The sequence below is a fragment of the Lachnospiraceae bacterium JLR.KK008 genome (assembly GCA_037015955.1).
Lineage (GTDB): Bacteria > Bacillota > Clostridia > Lachnospirales > Lachnospiraceae > VSOB01.
This window is the reverse complement of record CP143548.1, coordinates 2,008,389-2,031,205: the sequence shown is the minus strand read 5'-3', so window position 1 is coordinate 2,031,205 and position 22,817 is coordinate 2,008,389. Positions and strand designations below refer to the sequence as shown.

General features: G+C 49.4%; 24 protein-coding genes. 23 read left to right on the top strand and 1 reads right to left on the bottom strand.

All coding sequences use genetic code 11. The features are described 5' to 3' along the window. Nucleotides 1-201: 201 nt before the first annotated feature. Complete coding sequence (gene grcA3 / locus V1224_10235) at nucleotides 202-447, bottom strand: autonomous glycyl radical cofactor GrcA3 (protein WWR14875.1); 246 nt, start codon at nucleotides 445-447, stop codon at nucleotides 202-204. 218 nt (nucleotides 448-665) lie between these two features. Here grcA3 and spoIIIAA point away from each other — a divergent pair, with 218 nt between their 5' ends. From spoIIIAA to V1224_10120, 23 genes are all read left to right on the top strand, one after another. After that, the gene (gene spoIIIAA / locus V1224_10230; GenBank protein ID WWR14874.1) at nucleotides 666-1,619 is read left to right on the top strand and encodes a stage III sporulation protein AA; all 954 of its coding nucleotides are present in this window, start codon (nucleotides 666-668) and stop codon (nucleotides 1,617-1,619) included. Next, nucleotides 1,604-2,122, top strand: a complete 519-nt coding sequence (locus tag V1224_10225) for a stage III sporulation protein AB (protein WWR14873.1) — start codon at nucleotides 1,604-1,606, stop codon at nucleotides 2,120-2,122. The genes spoIIIAA and V1224_10225 overlap by 16 nt, the downstream gene beginning before the upstream one ends. A gap of 21 nt (nucleotides 2,123-2,143) precedes the next feature. Next, entirely contained in the window at nucleotides 2,144-2,338 is a 195-nt protein-coding gene (gene spoIIIAC, locus V1224_10220; protein WWR14872.1) for a stage III sporulation protein AC, read from the top strand. A gap of 9 nt (nucleotides 2,339-2,347) precedes the next feature. Next, nucleotides 2,348-2,734: a SpoIIIAC/SpoIIIAD family protein gene (locus V1224_10215; GenBank protein ID WWR14871.1), complete on the top strand. Its 387-nt coding sequence runs from the start codon at nucleotides 2,348-2,350 to the stop codon at nucleotides 2,732-2,734. Between the two features lie 3 nt (nucleotides 2,735-2,737). Beyond that, nucleotides 2,738-3,784, top strand: a complete 1,047-nt coding sequence (locus tag V1224_10210) for a stage III sporulation protein AE (GenBank protein WWR14870.1) — start codon at nucleotides 2,738-2,740, stop codon at nucleotides 3,782-3,784. A 14-nt stretch (nucleotides 3,785-3,798) separates the two neighbouring features. Beyond that, entirely contained in the window at nucleotides 3,799-4,377 is a 579-nt protein-coding gene (locus tag V1224_10205) for a stage III sporulation protein AF (GenBank protein ID WWR14869.1), read from the top strand. Continuing rightward, nucleotides 4,370-4,990 (top strand): stage III sporulation protein AG, encoded by a 621-nt coding sequence (locus V1224_10200; GenBank protein ID WWR14868.1) that lies wholly within the window; start codon nucleotides 4,370-4,372, stop codon nucleotides 4,988-4,990. Before V1224_10205 ends, V1224_10200 begins: the two co-directional genes overlap by 8 nt. A 12-nt stretch (nucleotides 4,991-5,002) precedes the next feature. Then, nucleotides 5,003-5,764, top strand: a complete 762-nt coding sequence (locus V1224_10195; protein ID WWR14867.1) for a SpoIIIAH-like family protein — start codon at nucleotides 5,003-5,005, stop codon at nucleotides 5,762-5,764. Nucleotides 5,765-5,992: 228 nt separating this feature from the next. Further along, nucleotides 5,993-7,168, top strand: coding sequence for a phosphopentomutase (locus V1224_10190; protein WWR14866.1), 1,176 nt, complete (start codon nucleotides 5,993-5,995; stop codon nucleotides 7,166-7,168). Further along, nucleotides 7,158-8,753, top strand: a complete 1,596-nt coding sequence (locus V1224_10185; protein ID WWR14865.1) for a peptide chain release factor 3 — start codon at nucleotides 7,158-7,160, stop codon at nucleotides 8,751-8,753. The genes V1224_10190 and V1224_10185 overlap by 11 nt, the downstream gene beginning before the upstream one ends. Continuing rightward, entirely contained in the window at nucleotides 8,754-10,007 is a 1,254-nt protein-coding gene (locus tag V1224_10180; protein ID WWR14864.1) for a transglutaminase domain-containing protein, read from the top strand. 109 nt (nucleotides 10,008-10,116) lie between these two features. Then, nucleotides 10,117-10,497, top strand: coding sequence for an Asp23/Gls24 family envelope stress response protein (locus V1224_10175; protein ID WWR14863.1), 381 nt, complete (start codon nucleotides 10,117-10,119; stop codon nucleotides 10,495-10,497). Between the two features lie 10 nt (nucleotides 10,498-10,507). Beyond that, the gene (gene nusB / locus V1224_10170; GenBank protein WWR14862.1) at nucleotides 10,508-10,933 is read left to right on the top strand and encodes a transcription antitermination factor NusB; all 426 of its coding nucleotides are present in this window, start codon (nucleotides 10,508-10,510) and stop codon (nucleotides 10,931-10,933) included. Continuing rightward, nucleotides 10,930-12,135 carry an exodeoxyribonuclease VII large subunit gene (xseA, locus tag V1224_10165; GenBank protein ID WWR14861.1) on the top strand — a complete coding sequence of 402 codons (1,206 nt, stop codon included), beginning with the start codon at nucleotides 10,930-10,932 and terminating at the stop codon, nucleotides 12,133-12,135. Before nusB ends, xseA begins: the two co-directional genes overlap by 4 nt. Then, nucleotides 12,132-12,335 carry an exodeoxyribonuclease VII small subunit gene (gene xseB / locus V1224_10160; GenBank protein WWR14860.1) on the top strand — a complete coding sequence of 68 codons (204 nt, stop codon included), beginning with the start codon at nucleotides 12,132-12,134 and terminating at the stop codon, nucleotides 12,333-12,335. Before xseA ends, xseB begins: the two co-directional genes overlap by 4 nt. Further along, a complete protein-coding gene (locus tag V1224_10155; GenBank protein WWR14859.1) occupies nucleotides 12,325-13,218 on the top strand; it encodes a farnesyl diphosphate synthase in 894 nt (297 codons plus the stop codon). The genes xseB and V1224_10155 overlap by 11 nt, the downstream gene beginning before the upstream one ends. A gap of 12 nt (nucleotides 13,219-13,230) precedes the next feature. After that, the gene (gene dxs, locus V1224_10150) at nucleotides 13,231-15,114 is read left to right on the top strand and encodes a 1-deoxy-D-xylulose-5-phosphate synthase (GenBank protein WWR14858.1); all 1,884 of its coding nucleotides are present in this window, start codon (nucleotides 13,231-13,233) and stop codon (nucleotides 15,112-15,114) included. Nucleotides 15,115-15,126: 12 nt separating this feature from the next. Next, nucleotides 15,127-15,951: a TlyA family RNA methyltransferase gene (locus V1224_10145; GenBank protein ID WWR14857.1), complete on the top strand. Its 825-nt coding sequence runs from the start codon at nucleotides 15,127-15,129 to the stop codon at nucleotides 15,949-15,951. Between the two features lie 72 nt (nucleotides 15,952-16,023). Further along, nucleotides 16,024-16,881 (top strand): NAD(+)/NADH kinase, encoded by an 858-nt coding sequence (locus tag V1224_10140; protein ID WWR14856.1) that lies wholly within the window; start codon nucleotides 16,024-16,026, stop codon nucleotides 16,879-16,881. Between the two features lies 1 nt (nucleotide 16,882). Then, nucleotides 16,883-17,341 carry an arginine repressor gene (locus V1224_10135; protein WWR14855.1) on the top strand — a complete coding sequence of 153 codons (459 nt, stop codon included), beginning with the start codon at nucleotides 16,883-16,885 and terminating at the stop codon, nucleotides 17,339-17,341. Continuing rightward, the gene (gene recN / locus V1224_10130) at nucleotides 17,331-19,016 is read left to right on the top strand and encodes a DNA repair protein RecN (GenBank protein WWR14854.1); all 1,686 of its coding nucleotides are present in this window, start codon (nucleotides 17,331-17,333) and stop codon (nucleotides 19,014-19,016) included. The genes V1224_10135 and recN overlap by 11 nt, the downstream gene beginning before the upstream one ends. A 79-nt stretch (nucleotides 19,017-19,095) precedes the next feature. Then, complete coding sequence (spoIVB, locus tag V1224_10125; GenBank protein WWR14853.1) at nucleotides 19,096-20,343, top strand: SpoIVB peptidase; 1,248 nt, start codon at nucleotides 19,096-19,098, stop codon at nucleotides 20,341-20,343. Nucleotides 20,344-20,380: 37 nt separating this feature from the next. Continuing rightward, on the top strand, nucleotides 20,381-22,714 hold the full coding sequence (locus V1224_10120; protein ID WWR14852.1) for a DUF4125 family protein: 2,334 nt from the start codon (nucleotides 20,381-20,383) through the stop codon (nucleotides 22,712-22,714). The last annotated feature ends 103 nt before the right edge of the window (nucleotides 22,715-22,817 follow it).

Sequence of the window (22,817 nt, the reverse complement as noted above, 5' to 3'; positions counted from 1 at the left end):
TAAGTCATATTATAAAAAGAGGTGTAAAGACTGCGGGATTGCCCCCGACTTTACACCTTTTGTTATGTCTGCAAGTTTGGCGCCACACTGCGGCAGGAAGGGAATACCGCCGAAGCGGCCCGCCGCAGGCGGAGAATCCTGCAGAGCAGAATTCTTGAATTTAAAGATTAAAAAACAATAATAGAAACACTATCAATCTGATCAAATAGACTCATGGAATGTTCTTGAAATAACGTCAGCCTGCTGTTCCGGTGTCAGCTTAATAAAGTTCACCGCATATCCGGATACACGAATGGTAAGCTGAGGATAGTTTTCAGGATGTTTCTGAGCATCCAACAGCATATCTCTGTTCAATACATTAACATTCAAATGATGTCCGCCTTTTGTTGCATAACCGTCCAATAAAGATACCAAATTTTCAACCTGCGCTGTGTTCGTTGCTGCCATAATGTCCACTCCTTTATTTCCTTTAATAATAATAATGGTTACTGTTTATGTTATTATAATATCACTGGAGATTGATTATGTCTAGTATTTTTTGAGGAAAATTATGTATTTTTTTGTATACAGTGTAAATTTGTGCTGACGGGCCTGACTGGTGAATCTTCCAAAAAACAGTCATAACTTTTTACCCCCTTCATATATTGAGATAAAGAGGTGAGGGCATGGTACACAGAGAAGAAATATTAGGTCTGTTTCCGGATTTTCTCAGGGGACTGTGGCAGAACATTGCCAGTCAGGCTGATAGTCTGCAAGAGATTCGTCTGCGGGCAGACAAGCCAGTGACGGTACTTTTGGGGCAGAGAGAATGCTTTCTGGGCAAAGATGGCGGGACGACTGCTGATGAAGGACAGGCATATCGGATTCGTGCCAGGGAACTGGAAGCAGTCTTAAATCACATATGCCGGTATTCGGTCTATGCGTATGAGGAAGAGCTGCGGCAGGGGTTTTTGACGGTACCCGGAGGACACCGTATCGGAGTAGCCGGACAGGCAGTGGCAGACGAGGATGGCGGAATCAGAAAGCTCAAGCATATTTCATACATGAATATCAGAATTGCACATGAGATCATTGGCGCGGCAGACCGGGTCATGCCCTATCTGTATGAGAAGGGGAGATTTTTGAGTGGTATGATCATTTCTCCGCCGGGCTGCGGCAAGACGACAATGCTCAGAGACATTATCCGACAGGTTTCCGACGGGAACCCATATGGCGGAGGGCGCTGTGTCGGTGTGGTGGATGAACGGTCGGAGATCGCGGGAAGTTATATGGGAGTTGCCCAGAATAACATCGGTATTCGCACAGATGTGCTTGATGGCTGTCCCAAGGCAGCGGGGATGATGATGCTGATCCGCTCTATGTCTCCCAAAGTAGTGGCGGTAGACGAGATCGGAAGCATGGAAGATGTGCAGGCGCTGATGCAGGTGCTCCGGTGCGGCAGCAGTCTGATTGTTACCGCTCATGGCAGCAGTATGGAAGAGATGAGAGAGAAACGGTATATCGGGCAACTGTTGGCACAACAGGAATTTCGACGTTTTATTGTACTTGGCAGAAAGAAGGACAAGTGTGTGGTGGAGGGTATTTTTGATGAGGATTACAGGTTATGTTCCGGTTATTAGGCTCGATGCTTTTGCTGACTGGCACGATAGGGTATAGCTTTTGCTATTGTGTGGATATGAGAGAGCGTTTGAAATGTCTGTATGAGATGAAACGGATGTATGAACTGTTTTACAGCCAGGTCGGGTATTGCCTTGCGGCCTTTCCGGAGGCATGCAGGATGGCGGAAGGATATATGAAGCCGCCTTTTTCGGATATGCTCAAAGCCGTATGGGAGGAGTCTGAGCAAAATACGGGTCAGCCGTTTCCGGACATCTGGGAGAAACAGGTAGAGGAGTTTTTCCCACGGTTTCCGCTCAAAAAGGAGGACAAGGCATTGCTTGCTGATTTCGCGCGCAGCTTTGGTCATGCGGACAGAGAGCTTCAGAAACAGGCGATCGACAATCAGACAGCCGCCCTGCTGGCGAGCATACAAAAGACAGAGACACATTTGGCAGAGCGTGAAAAGATGGCTATGAGTTTTGGCATAATGGGAGGTCTGCTTCTTATTATTATATTCGTGTAACACAGCGACCGGGAGGAAGAGATGGGCGTAAGTCTGATTTTTAAAATTGCAGCAGTTGGCATACTGGTGACGATTCTCAGTCAGGTATTGAAGCACAGTGGCAGAGAAGAACATGCGTTTCTTGTCAGTCTGGCCGGACTACTCGTCGTACTGACATGGATTGTTCCGTATATTTATGATCTGTTTGAAACAATACAGAAACTATTTCAAATATAGAGGATATTTATGGAAGTTGTCAAAATTGCATTATTAGGCGTTATCGGTGTTCTGTTTGCAGTTTTTTTCCGGACAGTAAAGGCGGAATATGGTGTGTATATCGGTGTGTTGGCCGCACTTCTGATTTTTTGGTATACAGTGCGCAGCCTGGCACTTTTTATGGAAGAGATGCAGGTGCTTCAGGAGTTCATCAGGCAGGACAGGGGGTTTTTTGTTATTCTGCTGAAGATTGTGGGAATTACATATATTTGTGAGTTCTGTGCAGGTATCTGTAAAGATGCCGGGTATGGAGCGGTGGGCGGACAGATAGAAATTTTTGGAAAAGTGATGGTGTTGCTGACGGGGCTGCCGATCCTGCTCTCGGTCATTCAGACGATACAAAATTTCAAGGGGTGAAGCATGGATAATTTGACAGATGCGATCGTTACGTTAAATGAACAGGTCAACGGTTTGTTTCCGGACTGCCATATCGATCTGAAAGAATTGTTTGAAATGCTCCTGCAGGGAAAAGTGACTGAAGTGATGAAACTGCTGTTTGAGGATATGGCGCGTATCTTCCAGGGAGAGACAAAAAGTCTGGCAGAGATCATGATTTTGCTGATCTGTCTGGGGATTCTGGCAGCACTGCTGACAAATCTGACAGAATTGTTTGAAAATAAGCAAATCGCAGACATCGGATTTTACTTTGTCTATCTGTTTCTCGTATTGATTTTATTGCGGGTATTTGGCATTGTGTCCGATACGGCACAGACGTTGATTTCCGATCTGCTTCTGTTTATGAAATTATTTATGCCGGTTTATTTTCTCGCTGTGGGCGCGGCGACAGGGGTTACGACCGCACTGCTTTATTATCAGTTTATTCTGGCGCTGATCTATGGTGTGGAGGCGGCGCTCTCCGCATTTTTGATGCCACTCGTTAAAGTCTATCTGTTTCTTGCCTTTATGAATGGTCTGTGGACGGAGGAAAAGCTGAATATGATGATGGATCTGATCAGGAAAATAGCCGGGTATGCACTGAAAATTTCGTTTGCTGTCGTTACTGGTATCAGTATGATCCAGTCGATGATCACACCGGTCATTGATTCCATGAAAATGTCGGCGATGCAGAAGACGATCTCTCTCATACCGGGAATCGGCAATGTGAGCGACAGTGTGACGGAGATGGTGATCGGTTCCACCGTATTGATCAAAAACAGTGTCGGTGTACTGACTGTCTGCCTGCTCGTTTTGCTGTGTGCGGTACCTGCGGTCAAAATATGGCTGTTTGCTATGATGCTGAAATTTTCTGCTGCTCTCACGGGAGTAATCAGTGACAGAAGGATCACTTCCTGCATCGACCGGGCGGGGGAGGGCAGCCTGCTCATCCTGCGGATTCTGCTGACTGCGATCGGACTGTTTCTTGTCACCATAGCAATCGTAGCAATGACGACGAATCGGGGTTTTTGATGGAAGATTATATTATGACGATTATGAAAAGAGCCAGTATCTTTATGATTTTGTCACAGGCTCTCATCCATTTCCGGCCGAATCCTTCCTATGAAAAATACTTTAAATTTCTGGCCGGGATCATGACAGTTGTTATTTTTGTGATTCCTTTTATGGAATTACTGCGCAGCGGAATGATGGAGAAGTATCAGGCCTGTGTGGATGAATATACGGCATATCTGGAAGAAGTATCAAGCCGGCAGCTTACAGTGGAGATGACGCCTTCTCAGTCATATCTGCGGATGATGGAAGAGGAGATAAAAAAGAAATTAAACAATGACACGATTACAGAGGGATATGAGGTAAAACGTGTGGAATTACTGGGAATTTCCGGAGATGGAGAAATAGCAGAAGAAGATTGCAGAATCAAAATATATGTGTCATCGATTGATACGGAGATCTCACCGATACGGATCGATAAAATCGGTCTGCAGGATGATAATGGCAGACAAGAGAATGCAGGAGGGAGTGGCGCCGGGAAGGAATTTACCCAAAGGGCGGCGCAGATACTGGGGATGGAAGAAGACAGGGTGGAGGTAGTGATCGATGAATGAAAAAAAAGAAAAATTTATCATATTTGCACTGGCCGGTATATTGCTTCTCATCGTGTGTCTTCCGGTAAAGAAGAAGGAGGGCGGACAGACATTGGGCAGCGCCGATGTGGGAATCGGCAGCAGCCTGTCGAGCGAGGAGGGGGAAAAAACAGACAAGGGAGATAATGCCAGGGAAATGGAGCAGGCGGCTGCCGCCTCTGATATGAACGACTATGTATCGTGCATGGAACAGGAACTGGAGGAACTTCTGACCTGTATGGAAGGCGTCGGCAGAGTCAAGGTGATGATTACATTAAAGTCCACCGGTGAGGAGATTGTGGAAAAGGACAGGCCTTCAGAGCGGTCTAATATGACGGAGGATGACGGGACAGGCGGCAGTAGAAATACCAATGATCTGAGCAGCCAGGAATCGACCGTGTTTGTCACGGACGGAGAAGGCAGGCAGATTCCTTATGTAAGGAAAACGATGCAGCCTGAAGTGGAAGGGGTCGCGGTGCTGGCAGAGGGAGGCGGCAGCGAGATGGTGAAGAATAATATAAGCGAGGCAATTCAGGCATTATTTGACATCGATGCGAATAAAATTAAAATAGCTAAAATGAAAGTGATGAAGTAAGGGGAGAATACCGTGAAAAATGTACTGAAAAAAAACCAGATTATGATCACAGCCCTGGCAATTATGATTGCGGTGGCGGGGTACCTCAACTTTGCGGGGACAAAGCTGGGCGATGAGGAACTGATGAATGTCTCGGGACAATCGGTAGTGGTGGAGAACGGGGAGGAGCTTGCGCTGGAGGAGGAGATGTCCACAGGCGATATGTATTCGAGCGCCGCTCTGGAAATTTCCGATGAGGACACGGAACTGGCAGACACAGATATTAGTCTTGCGGGCGCAGAAGATCAGACAGCGCTGCAGGATATTGAGAGTCTGGATACGGACGATATTACGGCTTCGACCGATTATCTGTCAGAGGGAATGGCGAGCAGTGAAGTGACTGAGAGCGATACACCGGGTGAGGCAGTGTTTACTTCCACGACCAATGTAAATTCCATGTCCGGAGCCAAATTGATGAAGGAACAGACAAGAGCGAAAAATAAAGAGACTCTGCTGGAAATCATCAACAGCACAAGCATTTCGGAAGAGCAGAAACAAAACGCCATTGAGGGAATGATCGCCCTGACGGAGATTGCGGAGAAGGAGACAGCGGCTGAGATTCTCTTAGAGGCAAAAGGGTTCGAGGATGTTGTTGTGAGCATCAGCGAGACTGGCGTGGATGTCGTCGTCAATGCGGAGACACTGACAGAGGCACAGTGTGCGCAGATCGAAGACATCGTCACAAGAAAGACCGGTACCGCCCCGGAAAATATCATTATCCAATGTAGCAAATAACAAAAAAGCATGATATAATAACCGCAAAAGAAAAACAAGCGGCTGCGGAAGCAGACATTTGTTTTTCTTGCGGTATGAACGAGCAAATGTCCGATGTAATCGGACGAAAAAGCGCGGGAGCGCGGATTTGCGAGTCAGGGGTGCGGGTATATCTGCGTGAAAATGTTCAGCGATACTTTTGGACATTACCCGGACAAAATACAATGAGATACAGAAAAGAGGAACGATATGAAACGAATATTTTTGATCGTATTGGACAGCTTTGGGATTGGAGAGATGGAAGATGCGGCGGAGTATGGTGACAAGGGAACGAACACCATCCGCTCTGTCGCTTCCAGCTCTTATTTTCATGTACCTAATATGAAAAAAATGGGCTTATTCAATATAGACGGCGTAGATTGTGGTGAGAAGGAGCAGGAGATCACGGCGGCAGTGGCACGGATGAAAGAGGCTTCGAAAGGTAAGGATACGACGACGGGGCACTGGGAGATCGCGGGTGTGATCTCGGGGAGGCCGCTGCCAACCTATCCGAACGGTTTTCCTCAGGAGATACTGGATGAATTTTCCAGAAGGACAGGCAGAGGTATTTTGTGTAACCGGCCCTATTCCGGCACGGAAGTGATCCGTGATTACGGAGACGAACATGTGCGGACAGGCAAACTGATTGTGTATACTTCGGCGGACAGCGTGTTCCAGGTCGCTGCGCATGAGAGTGTGATTCCGATTGAGAAGCAGTATGAATACTGCCAGATCGCGCGTGATCTGCTGCAGGGCGAACACGGGGTGGGCCGTGTCATCGCCAGGCCGTTTACGGGCGAGAGCGGGAACTATACGAGGACAGTGAGGCGGCATGACTACTCACTGCTTCCGCCTTCGGTGACGATGCTTGACCAATTACAGGAGAAGGGTCTCACTGTGATTGGTGTGGGCAAAATAAAAGATATATTTGCCGGAAAGGGTGTTACGGAGTTTGTGTATACCGAGAGCAATGCAGATGGTATTGAGAAAAGCCTGCAATATATGGACAGGGATTTTGAAGGACTGTGTTTTATCAATTTAGTAGACTATGATATGCTGTATGGGCATCGGAACGACATTGACGGTTATGCGAAAGCATTGACTTATTTTGATGAAAAGCTGCCGGAATTTCTGACAAAGATGAGGGAGAACGATATTCTGATGATCACGGCGGACCATGGCTGTGATCCGGGTTATACGGTCTCTACCGATCATTCACGGGAACACACGCCGTTTATTATGTATGGCAGCCGGATCAGACCGGGCAATCTGGGAACAAAGGATACATTTGCGGATATTGGCGCGACCGTGCTCGATTATTTTGGGATCACTCCTGAATTCCGGGGAGATTCCATGTTGCAGGAGGACAGAATACGTGAGTCATAATTATGCACAGGAGATCAACAGGAGAAGGACATTTGCGATCATTTCTCACCCGGATGCGGGCAAGACGACGCTGACAGAGAAATTTTTGTTATATGGTGGCGCGATCAATCTCGCAGGGAGCGTCAAAGGAAAGGCGACGGCCAGACACGCGGTCTCTGACTGGATGGAGATCGAGAAAGAGAGAGGAATCTCGGTCACGTCTTCCGTATTGCAGTTCGAATATGGAGGCTGTTGTATCAATATTCTGGACACACCGGGACATCAGGATTTCTCTGAAGATACGTATCGTACGCTGATGGCCGCTGATTCGGCCGTGATGGTAATTGATGCGTCCAAAGGTGTGGAAGCTCAGACACGAAAGCTCTTTAAAGTATGTGTCATGCGCAAAATACCGATCTTTACGTTTATCAATAAGCTGGACAGGGATGCCAACGACACGTTTGAACTGCTTGACGATATTGAGAAAGAGTTGGGGATTGCCACCTGCCCGGTCAACTGGCCGATTGGCTGTGGGAAATCATTCAAAGGGGTGTATGACCGCCGGAAAGAATGTGTCATCACTTATGAGGATACACAGAAAGGGACGAAAGAAGGGGAGACGAGAGAGATCCCCATGGAGGAGAAAGAGGCAGTCGTGTCCTTTATTGGTCAGGACATGGCGGACAAGCTCAGCGATGAGATCGAACTGCTCGATGGTGCGAGCGTGGAATTTGATATGGAGGAAGTGAGCAGAGGGGAGATGACGCCCGTATTTTTCGGTTCCGCACTGACTAATTTCGGAGTGGAGATCTTCTTGCAGAATTTTTTAAAGATGGCGTCGCCGCCGCTTCCGCGAAAGGCGGACACCGGCATGATTTTCCCTGCGGAGCAGGAGTTCTCGGCGTTTGTCTTTAAGATTCAGGCCAATATGAACAAAGCGCACAGAGACAGAGTGGCGTTTATGCGAATCTGTTCCGGAAAATACGATGCCAGTATGGAAGTAAAGCATGTGCAGGGCAATAAGGTGATGCGGCTCTCCCAGCCACAGCAGATCATGGCCAGCGAGCGCAAGATTGTTGAGGAGGCCTATGCGGGAGATATTATCGGGGTTTTCGACCCGGGGATTTTTTCCATCGGGGATACGCTCTGTATGCCAAAAGAAAATTTTGCCTATGAGGGAATTCCGACATTTGCGCCGGAGCACTTTGCAAGGGTACGTCAGATGGACACGATGAAGCGGAAGCAGTTTGTGAAGGGGATCACGCAGATCGCGCAGGAAGGCGCGATTCAGATCTTTCAGGAGTTCCATACCGGTATGGAGGAGATCATCGTCGGTGTCGTGGGCACTTTGCAGTTTGACGTGCTGAAATACCGTCTGGAAAATGAATACAATGTGGAGATACGTCTGGAAAATTTACCATATGAGCATATCCGCTGGATCGAAAACAAGGAGATTGATCTGGATAAGCTGACAGGTACATCCGATATGAAAAAAGTAAAGGATATGAAGGGGAATCCGCTTCTTTTGTTTGTCAATGCCTGGAGTGTGGGGATGACAATAGACAGAAATCAGGGGCTGATCCTCTCAGAGTTTGGACGTGATTGAATGAAACGATTTTTAATTTTTCTGTGTCTGCTTGTTCTGGGAATGACCGGCTGCAGCGCAGCGGTACCTGACGATACGCAGGCACAGGAACAGGCGGCGCAGGTCGTCGAAAATCTTTCCAGAGCAGCGGAGGAAATATCCGACGGAATGGTGCTGACAGAGACGGAGTATGCAGCCGAAGCGGAGGAGTCCGGTGAGACAGAAACCGGTGATCCTGACGGGGCATCTGCCATGCGCGCGGATCTGGCAGAACATGCCTATGATTACCAGCAGCTCTCCAAAGAAGAACAAAAACTTTATGAGATCATTCTGGACGGGCTGCTGCGGAGCGCTTCCGATGTGCCGATTCCGGAGACGGAGGAGGATGTATTTGAGAAAGTGTTTCAATGTGTGATCAATGACCATCCGGAGATCTTTTATGTGGACGGATATACGTTTATCAAGTATACAAAAGGAGAGATTGTGACAGGCAACGCCTTTTCAGGCAGCTATATTTATGATCCTCAGGAGATTGCACAGAGAAAGGAGCAGATTGAGGAAAAAGTATCGGAGATCCTTGACGGAGTTCCGGCAGCGGGCAGTGAGTATGACAAAGTCAAATATGTGTATGAATATCTGATTACTCATACGGAATATGTGCAGGGTGCAGAAGACAATCAAAATATATGTTCTGTTTTCCTGGGCGGCAAGTCGGTCTGTCAGGGGTATGCCAAGGCGGCGCAATATCTGTTTGACCGGATTGGTATTTATTCTGTCTTTGTTTCCGGAAGGGTGGAGAGCGGAGAAGACCATGCCTGGAATATTGTCCGGGTAGATGGAGATTATTATCATATAGATACTACATGGGGCGATGCCTCCTATGTGGCGGACGGCCCAGGCAGCGGCTATGACGGCAAACTGCCGGAGATCAATTATGAATATCTGTGTGTGCCCGACAGACAGTTATTTCGTACCCATACGATTGGCAGTGTTGTGCCCGTTCCGGAGTGCAACAGTATGACAGCCAATTATTATGTGCGGGAGGGCGCTTATTTTACCGAGGCCGATATGGACAAGGCCGCGGGTCTGTTTGCAAAAGCATACGAGGACGGAACTGCGTATGTGACATTCAAGTGTGCGGACAGTGCGGTGTACGAGGAGATGGAGCGGCATCTGATCGATCAGCAGGAAGTATTCCGGTATTTGCATACGACGGACGGAACGGTAGCTTATACGACAAATGAGGCACAGCTTGCGCTGTCATTCTGGCTGTGATCGTGCAAAGCAGGGCGAGCAGGAGCGGGAGAAACGCAGGAACCGGCGCTCTTGTCAAGAAATGGCATCTTTGATATAATCAGTAATTATTTGGGAAAGGAAGAGCGATATGGGAAAAGATACGGAACGTAATACGTATGCGTTGCAGCGCGGCGGCAGTATCGGTGAAGTGCAGATCGCGGATGATGTTGTGGCGATGATTGCCGGCTTTGCGGCGCTGGAGGTGGACGGCGTGGCTTCGATGGCCGGCAATGTGACGGAGGAGCTTCTTTCTAAAGTCGGAGTGAAAGGGATGAACAAAGGGGCCAGAGTGGAAGTGACGGAGCAGACTGTCAGTGTGGATATGGCAGTGAATCTGAAGTACGGTTATAACATTCCTGTAGTTTCCGAAAAAATTCAGGAGAAAGTAAAAAGTGCGATTGAGACGATGACAGGATTGTCGGTGGATGACGTGAATATTCGTATCGTCGGTGTTGTTATGAACGGATAGGGGCTTACCAATGGGCAGAAGAGAACAGCGGGAGCAGATTTTTAAGCTGCTATTTCGCATTGAGTTTAACGAAAAAGAGGATATGCCGGAACAGCTTCGCCTTTTCTTTGAAGAGAGCGATGAAGAGCTGGCAGAACCGGACAGGCGGTATATCACTGCAAAATATGAGAAGATCATGGAGAGACTGCCGGAGATCGACAGACTGTTAAATGAGAAAGCACAGAAGTGGACGACAGACAGAATGGGCAAGGTGGAACTGACGATTCTGCGGCTGTCTGTCTATGAAGTCCTATATGATGAGGAAGTGCCCTTGGGAGTGGCCATCAACGAAGCGGTGGATCTTGCGAAAAAGTTTGGTCAGGATCTTGCGAAATCGTTTGTAAACGGTGTTCTTGCCAGATTTGCGCCACAGGAGACAAAGGAACCGGAGGAATGAAAAACGTTTATTCTGTAGCACAGGTAAATTCTTACATTAAAAATATGTTTGCAGAGGATTTCATGCTGCAGTCGATCCGGGTCAGAGGTGAAGTCAGCAACTGCAAATATCATTCTTTGGGTCATATTTATTTTACACTGAAGGATGAGAAGAGCGCTGTGGCCTGTGTAATGTTTGCAGGCAGTCGCAGCGGTCTGTCCTTTCGGATGCAGGAAGGACAGCAGGTGATCGTGGAAGGCAGCATCGATGTATATGAGCGGGACGGTAAGTATCAGATGTATGCCCGGCATATCACGCAGGACGGAGTCGGGCGGCTCTACGAGCAGTTTGAACAGCTGAAAGCAGAGCTTTTGGAGCTTGGCATGTTTGCGGAACAGTATAAGCAGCCGATTCCCAAATACATTCAGAGGCTCGGTGTGGTGACAGCGCCTACCGGAGCGGCAGTCCGGGATATAATTCAGATCGCTTCCAGGCGCAATCCATACGTACAGATTATCCTGTATCCCGCTACCGTGCAGGGAGAACAGGCGGTAGCAAGTATCATCCAGGGCATCCGTGCGCTGACAGAGCAGCGGGTGGATGTCATCATTGTTGGCAGAGGCGGCGGTTCGATAGAAGATCTATGGGCGTTTAATGAGAGAGAAGTGGCTCAGGCGATCTTTGACTGCCCGATTCCTGTCATATCTGCAGTAGGACATGAGACAGATACGACCATTGCTGATTATACAGCAGACATGCGTGCGCCTACCCCTTCGGCAGCGGCAGAGCTTGCCGTCTTTGAAATATCCCAGTTGGAAGAAAAAATGGAAGAGTATGCCACTGCCCTTTACCGGGGTATACTAGGAAGGTGTCATCTGTGTCGTATGAGGGCAGATGGGCTGGCAGTAAGGCTTCGTGCGGGCAGCCCTGCAAGAAGACTCAAAGAGACGCAGACATATGCGCTGCGGCTGGAAGAGAGACTGCAGGCGGCCATGGAAAGGAAGCTGCAGCAAAAGCGGCATCAGTTTGCACTGTATACGGAAAAGCTGCGGGGATTATCGCCGCTTGAGAAGCTGAGTCAGGGATTTTCCTATGTGACGGACGAGCAGGAGAGGGCAGTGACGGATGTTGGCCGGATTGAACCGGGGGATTTGCTGACGATCCATTTAAAAAACGGTATTGTGGAAGCGAGAGCAGAGCGGAAGGAGAGCGTGATACGTTGAAAAAACAGACTTTGGAAGATGCGTTTGAACAGTTGGAGACAGTCATCGGAAGGTTGGAAGCGGAAGACATCTCTCTGGAGGAGTCATTCAGAGCCTATAGCGAAGGAATGGAACTCTTGCAGTTTTGCAATGCTTCGATCGATACGGTGGAAAAGAAAGTACTGAAAATAAACGAAAACGGAGAACTGGATGAATTTTAAGGAAGAACAGGAAATGAAAACCGGAGAGATAGAGCGGATCATAGGCAGTTATCTTCCGGAGGAGCGCGGGCCGCAGAAGACGGTACTTGCAGCCATGAATTATTCCATACTGGCGGGTGGGAAGAGGCTGCGCCCAATGCTGATGAAAGAAGCTTATGAAATGTTCGGCGGACAGGGCAGAGAGATCGAGCCTTTCATGGCGGCTATTGAGATGGTGCATACGTATTCTCTCGTCCATGATGATTTGCCGGCCATGGACAATGACGCATACCGCAGAGGAAGAAAGACTACGCATGTCGTATATGGAGAAGCGATGGCGATTCTGGCCGGGGATGGATTGCTCAACTTGGCTTTTGAGACGGCAGCGAAAGCCTTTGCCCTTGGGGGCGATCCGGTGCGTATCGGACAGGCGCTCACATTGTTTGCGGAAAAGTCGGGGGTATTCGGCATGATCGGCGGACAGACTGCGGATATCGAGGCGGAGAATATGGGGGAGCAGGTGACGGAAGAGACGCTCGTGTTTATTCATGCCCATAAGACCGCTGCGCTTATTCAAAGTGCGCTTATGACAGGAGCGATTCTGGCGGGAGCTTCTGCGGAAGAAGTGCGGAAGATGGAAAAGATTGGGTATGACATTGGTGTCGCTTTTCAGATCCAGGATGATATTCTTGATGTGACCGGAGATACAAAGACGCTCGGTAAACCTGTGGGCAGTGACGAGAAAAACAGTAAGGTGACTTATGTTACACGAAAGGGATTGTCACAGGCGCAGGTCGATCAGAAGGCGCTTTCCGGGGAGGCCGTGGCGCTTCTTAAGTCTTTCGACAGGCGTAATCCATTTCTGGAGACGCTGGTGGAGACTCTTGTTACGAGGAAGAAATAAGAGGAGTAGAACATGCTTCTGGAAAAAATTGCAAAAGAGAATGATATAAAGCAGATAGAGAAAGAGGATTACGCTGCGCTGGCGGAAGAAATCCGGCAGTTTCTGATCGAAAAGATCAGTGTGACCGGCGGACATCTGGGTTCGAATCTGGGTGCGGTGGAGTTGACGATGGCACTTCATCTGAGCCTTGATCTGCCCGACGACAAGATCGTCTGGGACGTGGGGCATCAGGCGTATACTCATAAACTGTTGACAGGCAGACGGGAAGGGTTTGAGACACTGCGCAAATACGGCGGCATGAGCGGCTTTCCGAAACGTAAGGAGAGCAGCTGCGACTGTTTCGACACAGGACATAGTTCCACCTCGATCTCGGCCGGTCTGGGCCTTGTGAAAGCAAGGGATTTGGCAGGGGAAAGCAGGACGATCGTATCTGTGATCGGGGATGGTTCCCTGACGGGCGGCATGGCGTATGAGGCGCTGAACAATGCTGCGCAGTTAAAGACAAATTTTATTATTATCCTCAACGACAACAATATGTCGATCTCCGAAAATGTGGGCGGCGTATCCAAATATTTGAATAATGTCCGCACCGCGACCGGATACCTCGATCTGAAAGAGGGCGTATACAATGCCCTGCAGAATATCCCCAAAGGAGAGCATATTGTGAGAAATATCCGGCGGGCCAAGAGCAGCGTCAAGCATCTGGTCATTCCGGGCATGTTCTTTGAGGATATGGGGATCACTTATCTGGGACCGGTGGACGGTCATGATGTGTCGGCGATGATGAAAGTGCTTCGGGAAGCGAAACGGTGTAAGAGCGCAGTGCTCATTCACGCAATTACCCAGAAGGGGAAAGGATTTGCACCGGCGGAGCGTCATCCGGCACGATTTCATGGTACGGAGCCGTTTGACGTCACGACGGGATTGCCCGCGCATCCGAGGACGACGCCCAATTATACTGACGTGTTTTCGACTGTGATGACAAAGCTGGGCGCCAGAGATGAGAAAGTAGTGGCGATCACGGCGGCAATGCCCGACGGCACCGGGCTCAAGCGATTTCGAAATATGTATCCGGCCAGATTTTTTGATGTAGGAATTGCGGAGCAGCATGCAGTCACATTTGCAGCCGGACTGGCGGCAGGCGGTATGAAACCGATTGTAGCCATCTATTCTTCGTTTTTACAGCGGGCGTATGACCAGATTCTGCACGATGTGTGTATCCAGAATCTTCCGGTCGTATTTGCCATAGACCGGGCGGGACTCGTGGGAAGCGACGGTGAGACACATCAGGGCATCTTTGATCTGTCTTATCTGTCCAGCATTCCCAATATGCACATTATGGCGCCTAAAAATAAATGGGAACTTTCCGACATGCTGAAATATGCGCTGACTTTGGGCGTGCCGGCGGCAGTCCGCTATCCAAGGGGAACCGCCTGGGACGGGCTGAAAGAATTCCGCAAACCCATGGAGTTTGGCAAAAGTGAGGTTTTATATGAGGAAGAGGATATTGCGCTGATTGCGGTCGGCAGCATGGTCAGGACGGCAGCTACCGTGCGCGCGGCGCTGAAGGAGATCGGCTATTCCTGCAGTCTGGTCAACGCCCGTTTTGTGAAGCCGATCGATGAGGTGATGATCAGGGAGATGGCTCAGAGTCATAAGTTGTTGGTGACGATGGAAGAGAACGTTGCCAGCGGCGGTTTCGGTGAGAAAGTCAGGGAATGTATGGATAGTCTGAATACGCCGTGCCGGCTGCTGTCAATCGCGATTCCGGATGAATATGTGGAACACGGCAATGTCAATCTTTTGTATCAGGAGCTTGGCATCGACGCGGACTGTGTGACCAAACGGGTGGTGACGGCCTATGTATCGGCAGAGGCGGAAGCGGCGAGAAGTTGAGAGCGAATTGTAATGAATGGTAAAAATAAGAAAGAGCGTCTGGACATATTGCTTGTGAGACAGGGCCTGGCGCAGTCAAGAGAAAAGGCGAAAGCGGTCATTATGTCTGGCAGTGTGTTTGTGGACGGTCAGCGTGAGGACAAGGCCGGAGCCATGTTTGCGGAAGAGGCAGTGAAGATTGAAGTGCGGGGCAGTACGCTGAAGTACGTGAGCCGGGGAGGACTGAAGCTGGAAAAGGCGGTGGAAACGTTCGGACTTGCTCTGCGTGATAAGATCTGCATGGACATCGGCGCTTCGACAGGCGGATTTACGGATTGTATGCTGCAAAACGGAGCGAGAAAAGTTTACAGTGTGGATGTGGGGCATGGGCAGCTTGACTGGAAGCTGCGGACAGACGAACGGGTTGTCTGTATGGAGAAGACGAATTTCCGCTATATGGTGAGAGAAGACATCGCAGATGATCTCGACTTTGCGTCGGCGGATGTGTCTTTTATCTCATTGTCTAAAATATTGCCTCCGGCAAGGGAACTGCTTAAAACGGACGGGGAGATGGTCTGTCTGATCAAGCCCCAGTTTGAGGCCGGAAGAGAAAAGGTTGGAAAAAAGGGAGTCGTCAAAGATCCGGCAGTACACCGGGAAGTGATTGAAAAAGTACTCTGGTTTGCCACAGAGACGGGGTTTTCTGTGGCTGGTCTCACGTTTTCGCCGGTCAAAGGTCCGGAAGGGAATATCGAATACCTGACCTTTCTGAAGAAGAAAGTGGAGAAAAACGTACCGGAATCTGACAGGATACAGATCGCACAGATCGTTTCCGCAGCACATGAAGCGTTGGACTGATAAGTGCGGATGTGAGATGAGATGCGGGATGTCTGGTGCGATGCCGCGGAGGAAGAGATGAAACATTTTTTTATGATAACAAATCCCCTGAAAGATCCCGGTCTGGAAACGACGAGGCAGATCGAGAATTTTCTGATTCGGGAAGGCTGCACCTGTAATGTGCAGGTCGAAATGCAGCTTGAAAGGGAGGCCGGTCCAGGCAGGCGGACCTATACGGATGTCTCCCGGATTCCGGGTGATACGCAGTGCATTCTTGTGCTTGGTGGCGACGGGACGCTGATTGAGGCGGCCAGGGATACGGTTGACTTGAATGTACCGCTTCTCGGTATCAATCTGGGAACGCTGGGATTTCTGGCGGAAGTGGAAAAAAATGCGGTCACTCATGCGCTGACACTTCTGATGCGCGATCAGTATGAGACCGAAAGCCGGATGATGCTGGACGGCTGGCATTGCCGCAGCGGCGTCTGTCTGGAACGTTCCTATGCGCTTAACGATATTGTAATCACGAGAACCGGATCACTGCGCATCATTCATTTTCATATTTATGTAAACGGACAATTTTTGAATGAATACAATGCGGACGGCATTATCATCTCCACACCGACCGGTTCCACCGGATACAATCTGTCTGCCGGCGGTCCGATCGTGGAGCCCAAAGCGAGACTGATGGTAATCACACCGATCTGCCCGCATACGTTAAACACGAGGAGCATTGTGCTGTCAGCGGAAGACGAGGTTGTTGTGGAGATGGTCAACGGTAAGGGAAGTGAAGCCTTTCAGGCGGAAGTCAATTTTGACGGCAGCCATATGGCGCCGCTGGAGGCGGGAGACCGGATCGTGATCACAGAGTCGGAGAAGATGACGGATATAGTGAAGCTCAGCAAGCGCAGCTTTGTAGAGACATTACATAAAAAGATGAGTGAGAAGTGAGATGAAAGAAAAAAGACAAAGTGAGATACTTCGCCTGATTGCGGAATATGACATTGGGACGCAGGAGGAACTGGCTCTGCGTCTGGGGGAGGCGGGCTTTGATGTCACGCAGGCAACTGTCTCCAGAGACATCCGTGAGCTGAAGCTGTCCAAAGTGTCGATCGGTGGCGGCAGACAGAAATATGTGGCTTTTCACCGGGAGCAGCCTTATCTCGGAGACAAGTACAGCCGGGTGCTGAAGGAAGGGTTTGCTTCCATGGGAATGGCGGAAAATCTGCTCGTTGTCAAGACCGTGTCAGGTATGGCGATGGCAGTGGCTGCTGCGCTTGACGCCATGCAGTTAAACGAGATCGCAGGTACGATCGCGGGTGACGATACGATTATGATGGCGGTGAGGACGAGAGAAGACACGGAAACGGTTATGAGGAAGATTGAGGAAATCGTAAACAATGTTAAATAGCTTGCATATTAAAAATTTCGCATTGATCGAGGAGACAGAAGTGGACTTTGCGAAAGGACTGAATATACTCACCGGTGAAACCGGCGCGGGAAAATCTATTATCATCGGTTCGATCAACCTGGCACTTGGCGCCAAAGCGGATAAAGAGATGATTCGTACCGGAAAAGATTATGCGCTTGTGGAACTTGTATTTACGCTGGATAATGAAGTACAGAGAAATAAATGCAGAGAACTTGATCTGGACACGGAGGAGGATACGCTCGTGATCTCCAGAAAGGTCACGGCCGGCAAAAGTGTCTGCCGGGCCGGAGGGCAGACGATGACGGCCAGACAGATGAAAGAGCTGGCAGAAGTATTGATTGATGTGTATGGTCAGCATGAGCACCAGTCTCTGACCGGTAAAAAAAAGCAGTTTGAAATCCTCGATGAATTTTGCGGTCAAAAATTAGCAAGTATAAAAGAAAAAATCGCGGGAGAATATAAAAGATACCGGGAACTTGTAAGAGAATGGGAAGCGTCGGACAGTGACGCCCATGCGCGGGAAAAAGAGTGTTCTCTGATTGAGTTTGAACTGAAGGAGATCGAAGAGGCGCGTCTGGCAGTCGGTGAAGATGAAGCATTGGAAGCGGATTACCGGAAGATGGCAAATGCGAGGAAGATCGCGGAAGGCGTCTGCCTTGTGTGCGGGCTTCTTGGCAGTACGGAACAGGAAAGTATCTCCGAATTTACAGGCAGAGCGCTGCGGGAGCTGAAGGGAATCGACAGCTATGACGAAGCGTTGGCGGGCTATACGGAGCAGCTTGCGCAGATTGAGGGATTGGTCACGGACCTGCACAGAGAGCTGGCTGACTATAGCGAAGGGCTGGAGTTTGAACCGGAAGTGTTTGACCAGACACAGAGACGTCTTGATCTTGTCAATCATTTAAAGTCCCGGTATGGCGGCACGATCGAGGAAATTCTCGATTATCAGAAAGAGCAGGAAGAGCGGCTGCAAAAGCTGAATCATTATGACGCCTGGCTGGAAAAGCTGCAGGATGAAATGGAGACGGTCAGGGCCGGTCTGCTCACCCTCTGTGAGAAGGCTTCCCGAATTCGCAGAAAACAGGCGAAAGAACTGGCACAGCAAATGACAGAGGCGCTTCATGATCTGAATTTTATGGAAGTGGAGTTTCAGATCAGAGTCACATCTGATGAGGAAAAGATCAGTGCGCAGGGGTATGACGAGACTGAGTTTCTGCTCTCCACAAACCCGGGCGAGCCGGTGAAACCTCTGGGAAGTATTGCCAGTGGCGGTGAGCTTTCGAGGATTATGTTGGGATTAAAGACTGTGATGGCAGAAAAGGATTCCGTCAATACGCTGATCTTCGACGAGATCGACGCTGGTATCAGCGGTAAGACCGCATGGCAGGTGTCGAAAAAACTGGCGGTCCTGGGACAGGAGCATCAGGTGATCTGTATCACACATCTGCCACAGATCGCGGCGATGGCCGATATTCATTTTAAAATAGAAAAAAAACAGGAGGAAAATCATACCAGAACAGATATTTTCACTCTGGATGAGACGGACAGCACGAAAGAACTGGCGCGGCTTCTCGGCAGTGATTCTCTGACGGAGGCGGCAATCTCCAATGCAAGAGAAATGAAAGAATTGGCAGCACATACAAAACAATACTAAAGTAAAAATGATATTTCCTCACATACTAAAAAAGCATCTTGCAGGATGCTTTTTGTTTTTGTTGTGGAAAGGAAGTGGAATGATGGAGTTAAGGAGGAGATACCGCCGCATTTTATATATGCTGGCAGGCAATGCGGTATGCCTGCTTCTCTGCGCCGTCTACCTGTCTGTCTGGCACAGGACACCGGACAGTATCAAGATCCGCGCAGGGGAACGAGAGGAAATGAATCTGGAGCTGCCGGCTATGGGGATGATCCGTGCTTCCGGCGAGGAAGCGATTCCTGTCAGTCTGAGCCGTCCGCTTGTCTTTTATGCCAATGAGAAAAACAGTTATGAGATGGATGTAAAGCTGTTCGGCTTCGTACCTTTAAAAAATGTGGATGTGCAGGTGATCGAAGGGACATCCGTGATCCCGGTCGGTATGCCGGTCGGTATTTATGTGAAGACGGAAGGTGTACTCGTCGTGGGGACCGGAGAATTTACGGGTTTTGACGGCGTCAGATATTCTCCGGCCAAAAACGTACTGAAGAGCGGCGATTATATTCTGGGGATAAACGGTGAAGATGTCACCGGGAAAAAGATGTTTATGAAGTCGCTGCAGGAGACAGACGGGATGGATACTGTGCTGACAATCCGCAGAGGTAAGGAAGTATTTGATGTGAAGACCGTTCCAATCAAAGATCAGGCGGGGGTCTATAAAATCGGCATTTGGATTCGTGACAACGCCCAGGGCGTGGGGACACTCACTTACATCGACGGAAACGGCGGATTCGGTGCGCTTGGACATGGGATCAACGATATGGATACGAGTACACTGATGGCGCTGCAGAAAGGCTCTTTGTACCATACGGATATTATCGGGATCCGCAAGGGAGAGGCGGGGAAGCCGGGGGAACTGACAGGATTGATCGATTATGGGGACGACAATCTGCTGGGGGTCATCGACCGCAATGAGGACAAGGGTATTTTCGGTATCTGCGGAGAGGAGCTGGAGGAAGAAGCGCTCTTTGCACCGGTGGAGATCGGACTCAAGCAGGATACGAGGATTGGTCCGGCCAAGATCCTCTGCAGCCTGGACGGAAAAAATACGGAGCTCTATGATGTAAAGATCACGGACATCACTTATGATAAGGAACATATCAACAGAGAGATCGTATTGCAGATCACCGACGAGAGACTGATCGAGGAGACCGGCGGTATCATACAGGGTATGAGCGGCGCTCCGATTTTGCAAAATGGGAAGCTGGTAGGTGCAGTCACACATGTATTCGTGCAGGATGCCACCAAAGGGTATGGTATTTTTATTGAAGAGATGCTGGAGGGATGAGCGGAAAAGTGCTATACTCTTACCAGAGGTGATTGTTATGGATATGGAAAAAATATTACAGGAGCTTGACCGACTGTTTGCCACGTACCAGATGGACCGGGTGGAAGGGTTTCTGGAGAATCAGATGGCACAGGCGGTGCAGGCGCAGGACGACGGCTCGCTGATCACTCTGCTGAATGAGATGATCGGGTACCTGCGGGATGTGAGCAAATATGAGAAGTGCTGCCTGTATTGTGATAAGCTCATGGAAGTGCTGGAGCGCAACCAGATGCGGGGGAGCGTACCCTATGCGACTTCTCTGCTGAACATTGCCAATGCTTACCGGGCTGCCGGAAAACTGGCCGAGTCTATGTCCGGCTATCAGACTGTGCTTTTGATCTACCGGAATCAATTAGAGGCCAATGATTTCCGATTTGCCAGTCTCTACAATAATATGAGTCTGCTCTATCAGGAGATGGGAGATTTCGAGGAGGCGTGTCACTGTCTGGAGAAGGCATTGCCTATCGTCAGTTCGTATGCGGAGGCCAGAATTGAGACGGCGGTCACACATACGAATCTGGCGGCGTCTCTGCTGAAACTTGGACGGTATGAGGAGGCTATGGATCATCTGCAAAAAGCGTTCTCTATTTTTGAGATGGATGAGAAGAAAGACTTTCATTACAGCGGCGCTTTGTCTGCGATGGGAGAAGCGCAGTATATGGCAGGCAATCTGGAGGAGTCGGCCAGATATTATAAAATGGCGCTGGCGGAGATTGAGAAAAACACCGGGCGTTCTACCGCCTATGAAATCGTAGCTCAGAATTTAAGCGCAGTGGAAGAACAGATGGCGGGGAGAGTCAGTGTCGTCAGACAGTTTGCCAAAGGACTTGATCTGTGCGAGTCTTTTTATCATGAATATGGGGAGCCGATGCTTTGGCAGAAATTTCCGTCTTACATGCCTTATATCGCAGCCGGACTTGTCGGCGAAGGGTCGGAGTGTCTTGGATTTGATGACGAAATATCGAGAGATCATGATTTCGGCCCGGGTTTTTGTCTGTTTTTAACAGACTCGGTCTATGAGGAGATCGGCGAGGCGCTGCAGGCGGAATACGACAGGCTGCCCAAGACGTATATGGGCGTTACCCGCAGAGTGACACCGAAGGCGCCCAAGAGAGTCGGTGTGTTCCGGATCGGGGATTTTTACGAGAAGCTGATCGGGTTTTCAGATGTGCCGGAATCGCGCAGCCAGTGGCTGTATGCCGAAGACTATCAGCTCGCGGCAGCCACAAGCGGCAGAGTGTTCCGGGATGAGCTGGGAGAGTTTACAAGAATCAGAAGAGGGTTGCTCGCTCATTATCCGGAGGAAGTGCGGATCAAGAAAATTGCCAGAGAGGCGGCGCTGATTGCGCAGTCGGGACAGTATAACTATAGCCGGATGCTGCAAAGGGGCGATAAGGTGACGGCGGAAGTGGCGCTGGGCGAATTTATGAGACATACGATGTCGATTGTCTATCTGCTGAACCGCAGGTATGCGCCTTTTTATAAATGGATGCACAAAGGAATGGAACATCTTCCGGTGCTGGCGGTCATCGGTGACATATTGAATGCGATTGCCGACATGCCGGTCGGAGATGAGAGGATACCTCAGACAATAGAAATTATCGTCACGCTTATTATCGACGAAATGAAAAAACAGAGCCTGACAACAGGGAGCGATAATTATCTGGATCATCACACGGACAATATCCTGCACAGCATTACCCAGAAGGAAGAGAGCAAGTCGACAGTAAAAGAAGAACTGATGCGGAGACTAATCGGCCTGGAATGGCAGTCATTTGATCAGGTGAAGAATATTGGCGGCCGGGCTGATTGTCAGGATGACTGGAATACATTTTCCATTATGCGAAAGAGCCAGTATCTGGCCTGGACGGTGCCGATGCTGCAGAGTTACATCGAGGACTTTGTGGAGGCCGACGCGCGGGGATGGAATCTGATTGCGGAGAAATATGGGAGGATGATGGAGAGTACGGATCCGGAAGGCTATGTGGACATCTCCGGCCACTTCGCGGAGATTCCGGAGGAAAAAAAGGCGATTATTGAAGAGATCGTTAAGATCCAGGTCGGATGGATGGAGACATGCGCAGAACGGTTTCCGAAGGCTGCCAGACTTGCGAGAAGTATACACACGTATGAAGACAGTCTGTACAATACTTCTTATGAGACTTATTTACGTGGGGAAATCTCGACGTATTCCGACAGAACGCTGGATTTGTACGGGAGGTTTATCGCGGCTCTGTGCATGGAAGGAAGGAACCTGGCAGAAGAGATCATCGGCAATTCTGCAAGACTTTACGGTTATGGGTCATTGGAGGAGCTGGAAAGTAAGTTGTAGGAAAGGGGCGTTTTAGCGCGCATTCTGCGATTGATGGTAGTTGAACGTAGATTGACATCTGTTTATAATGAATAGAGACGATTCATGAGACATCGTAAAGAAT

Bases quoted from the DNA above. Each gene is read 5' to 3' on its own strand.
- spoIVB (WWR14853.1), top strand. From the start codon at position 19,096: ATGATGGAGTTAAGGAGGAGATACCGCCGCATTTTATATATGCTGGCA.
- V1224_10190 (WWR14866.1), top strand. From the start codon at position 5,993: ATGAAACGAATATTTTTGATCGTATTGGACAGCTTTGGGATTGGAGAG.
- V1224_10205 (WWR14869.1), top strand. From the start codon at position 3,799: ATGACGATTATGAAAAGAGCCAGTATCTTTATGATTTTGTCACAGGCT.
- V1224_10155 (WWR14859.1), top strand. From the start codon at position 12,325: ATGAATTTTAAGGAAGAACAGGAAATGAAAACCGGAGAGATAGAGCGG.
- V1224_10225 (WWR14873.1), top strand. From the start codon at position 1,604: ATGTTCCGGTTATTAGGCTCGATGCTTTTGCTGACTGGCACGATAGGG.
- grcA3 (WWR14875.1), bottom strand. From the start codon at position 447: ATGGCAGCAACGAACACAGCGCAGGTTGAAAATTTGGTATCTTTATTG.
- nusB (WWR14862.1), top strand. From the start codon at position 10,508: ATGGGCAGAAGAGAACAGCGGGAGCAGATTTTTAAGCTGCTATTTCGC.
- spoIIIAA (WWR14874.1), top strand. From the start codon at position 666: ATGGTACACAGAGAAGAAATATTAGGTCTGTTTCCGGATTTTCTCAGG.
- V1224_10200 (WWR14868.1), top strand. From the start codon at position 4,370: ATGAATGAAAAAAAAGAAAAATTTATCATATTTGCACTGGCCGGTATA.
- xseA (WWR14861.1), top strand. From the start codon at position 10,930: ATGAAAAACGTTTATTCTGTAGCACAGGTAAATTCTTACATTAAAAAT.
- V1224_10210 (WWR14870.1), top strand. From the start codon at position 2,738: ATGGATAATTTGACAGATGCGATCGTTACGTTAAATGAACAGGTCAAC.
- V1224_10145 (WWR14857.1), top strand. From the start codon at position 15,127: ATGAATGGTAAAAATAAGAAAGAGCGTCTGGACATATTGCTTGTGAGA.
- V1224_10215 (WWR14871.1), top strand. From the start codon at position 2,348: ATGGAAGTTGTCAAAATTGCATTATTAGGCGTTATCGGTGTTCTGTTT.
- V1224_10180 (WWR14864.1), top strand. From the start codon at position 8,754: ATGAAACGATTTTTAATTTTTCTGTGTCTGCTTGTTCTGGGAATGACC.
- spoIIIAC (WWR14872.1), top strand. From the start codon at position 2,144: ATGGGCGTAAGTCTGATTTTTAAAATTGCAGCAGTTGGCATACTGGTG.
- V1224_10135 (WWR14855.1), top strand. From the start codon at position 16,883: ATGAAAGAAAAAAGACAAAGTGAGATACTTCGCCTGATTGCGGAATAT.
- V1224_10140 (WWR14856.1), top strand. From the start codon at position 16,024: ATGATAACAAATCCCCTGAAAGATCCCGGTCTGGAAACGACGAGGCAG.
- recN (WWR14854.1), top strand. From the start codon at position 17,331: ATGTTAAATAGCTTGCATATTAAAAATTTCGCATTGATCGAGGAGACA.
- V1224_10120 (WWR14852.1), top strand. From the start codon at position 20,381: ATGGATATGGAAAAAATATTACAGGAGCTTGACCGACTGTTTGCCACG.
- dxs (WWR14858.1), top strand. From the start codon at position 13,231: ATGCTTCTGGAAAAAATTGCAAAAGAGAATGATATAAAGCAGATAGAG.
- V1224_10175 (WWR14863.1), top strand. From the start codon at position 10,117: ATGGGAAAAGATACGGAACGTAATACGTATGCGTTGCAGCGCGGCGGC.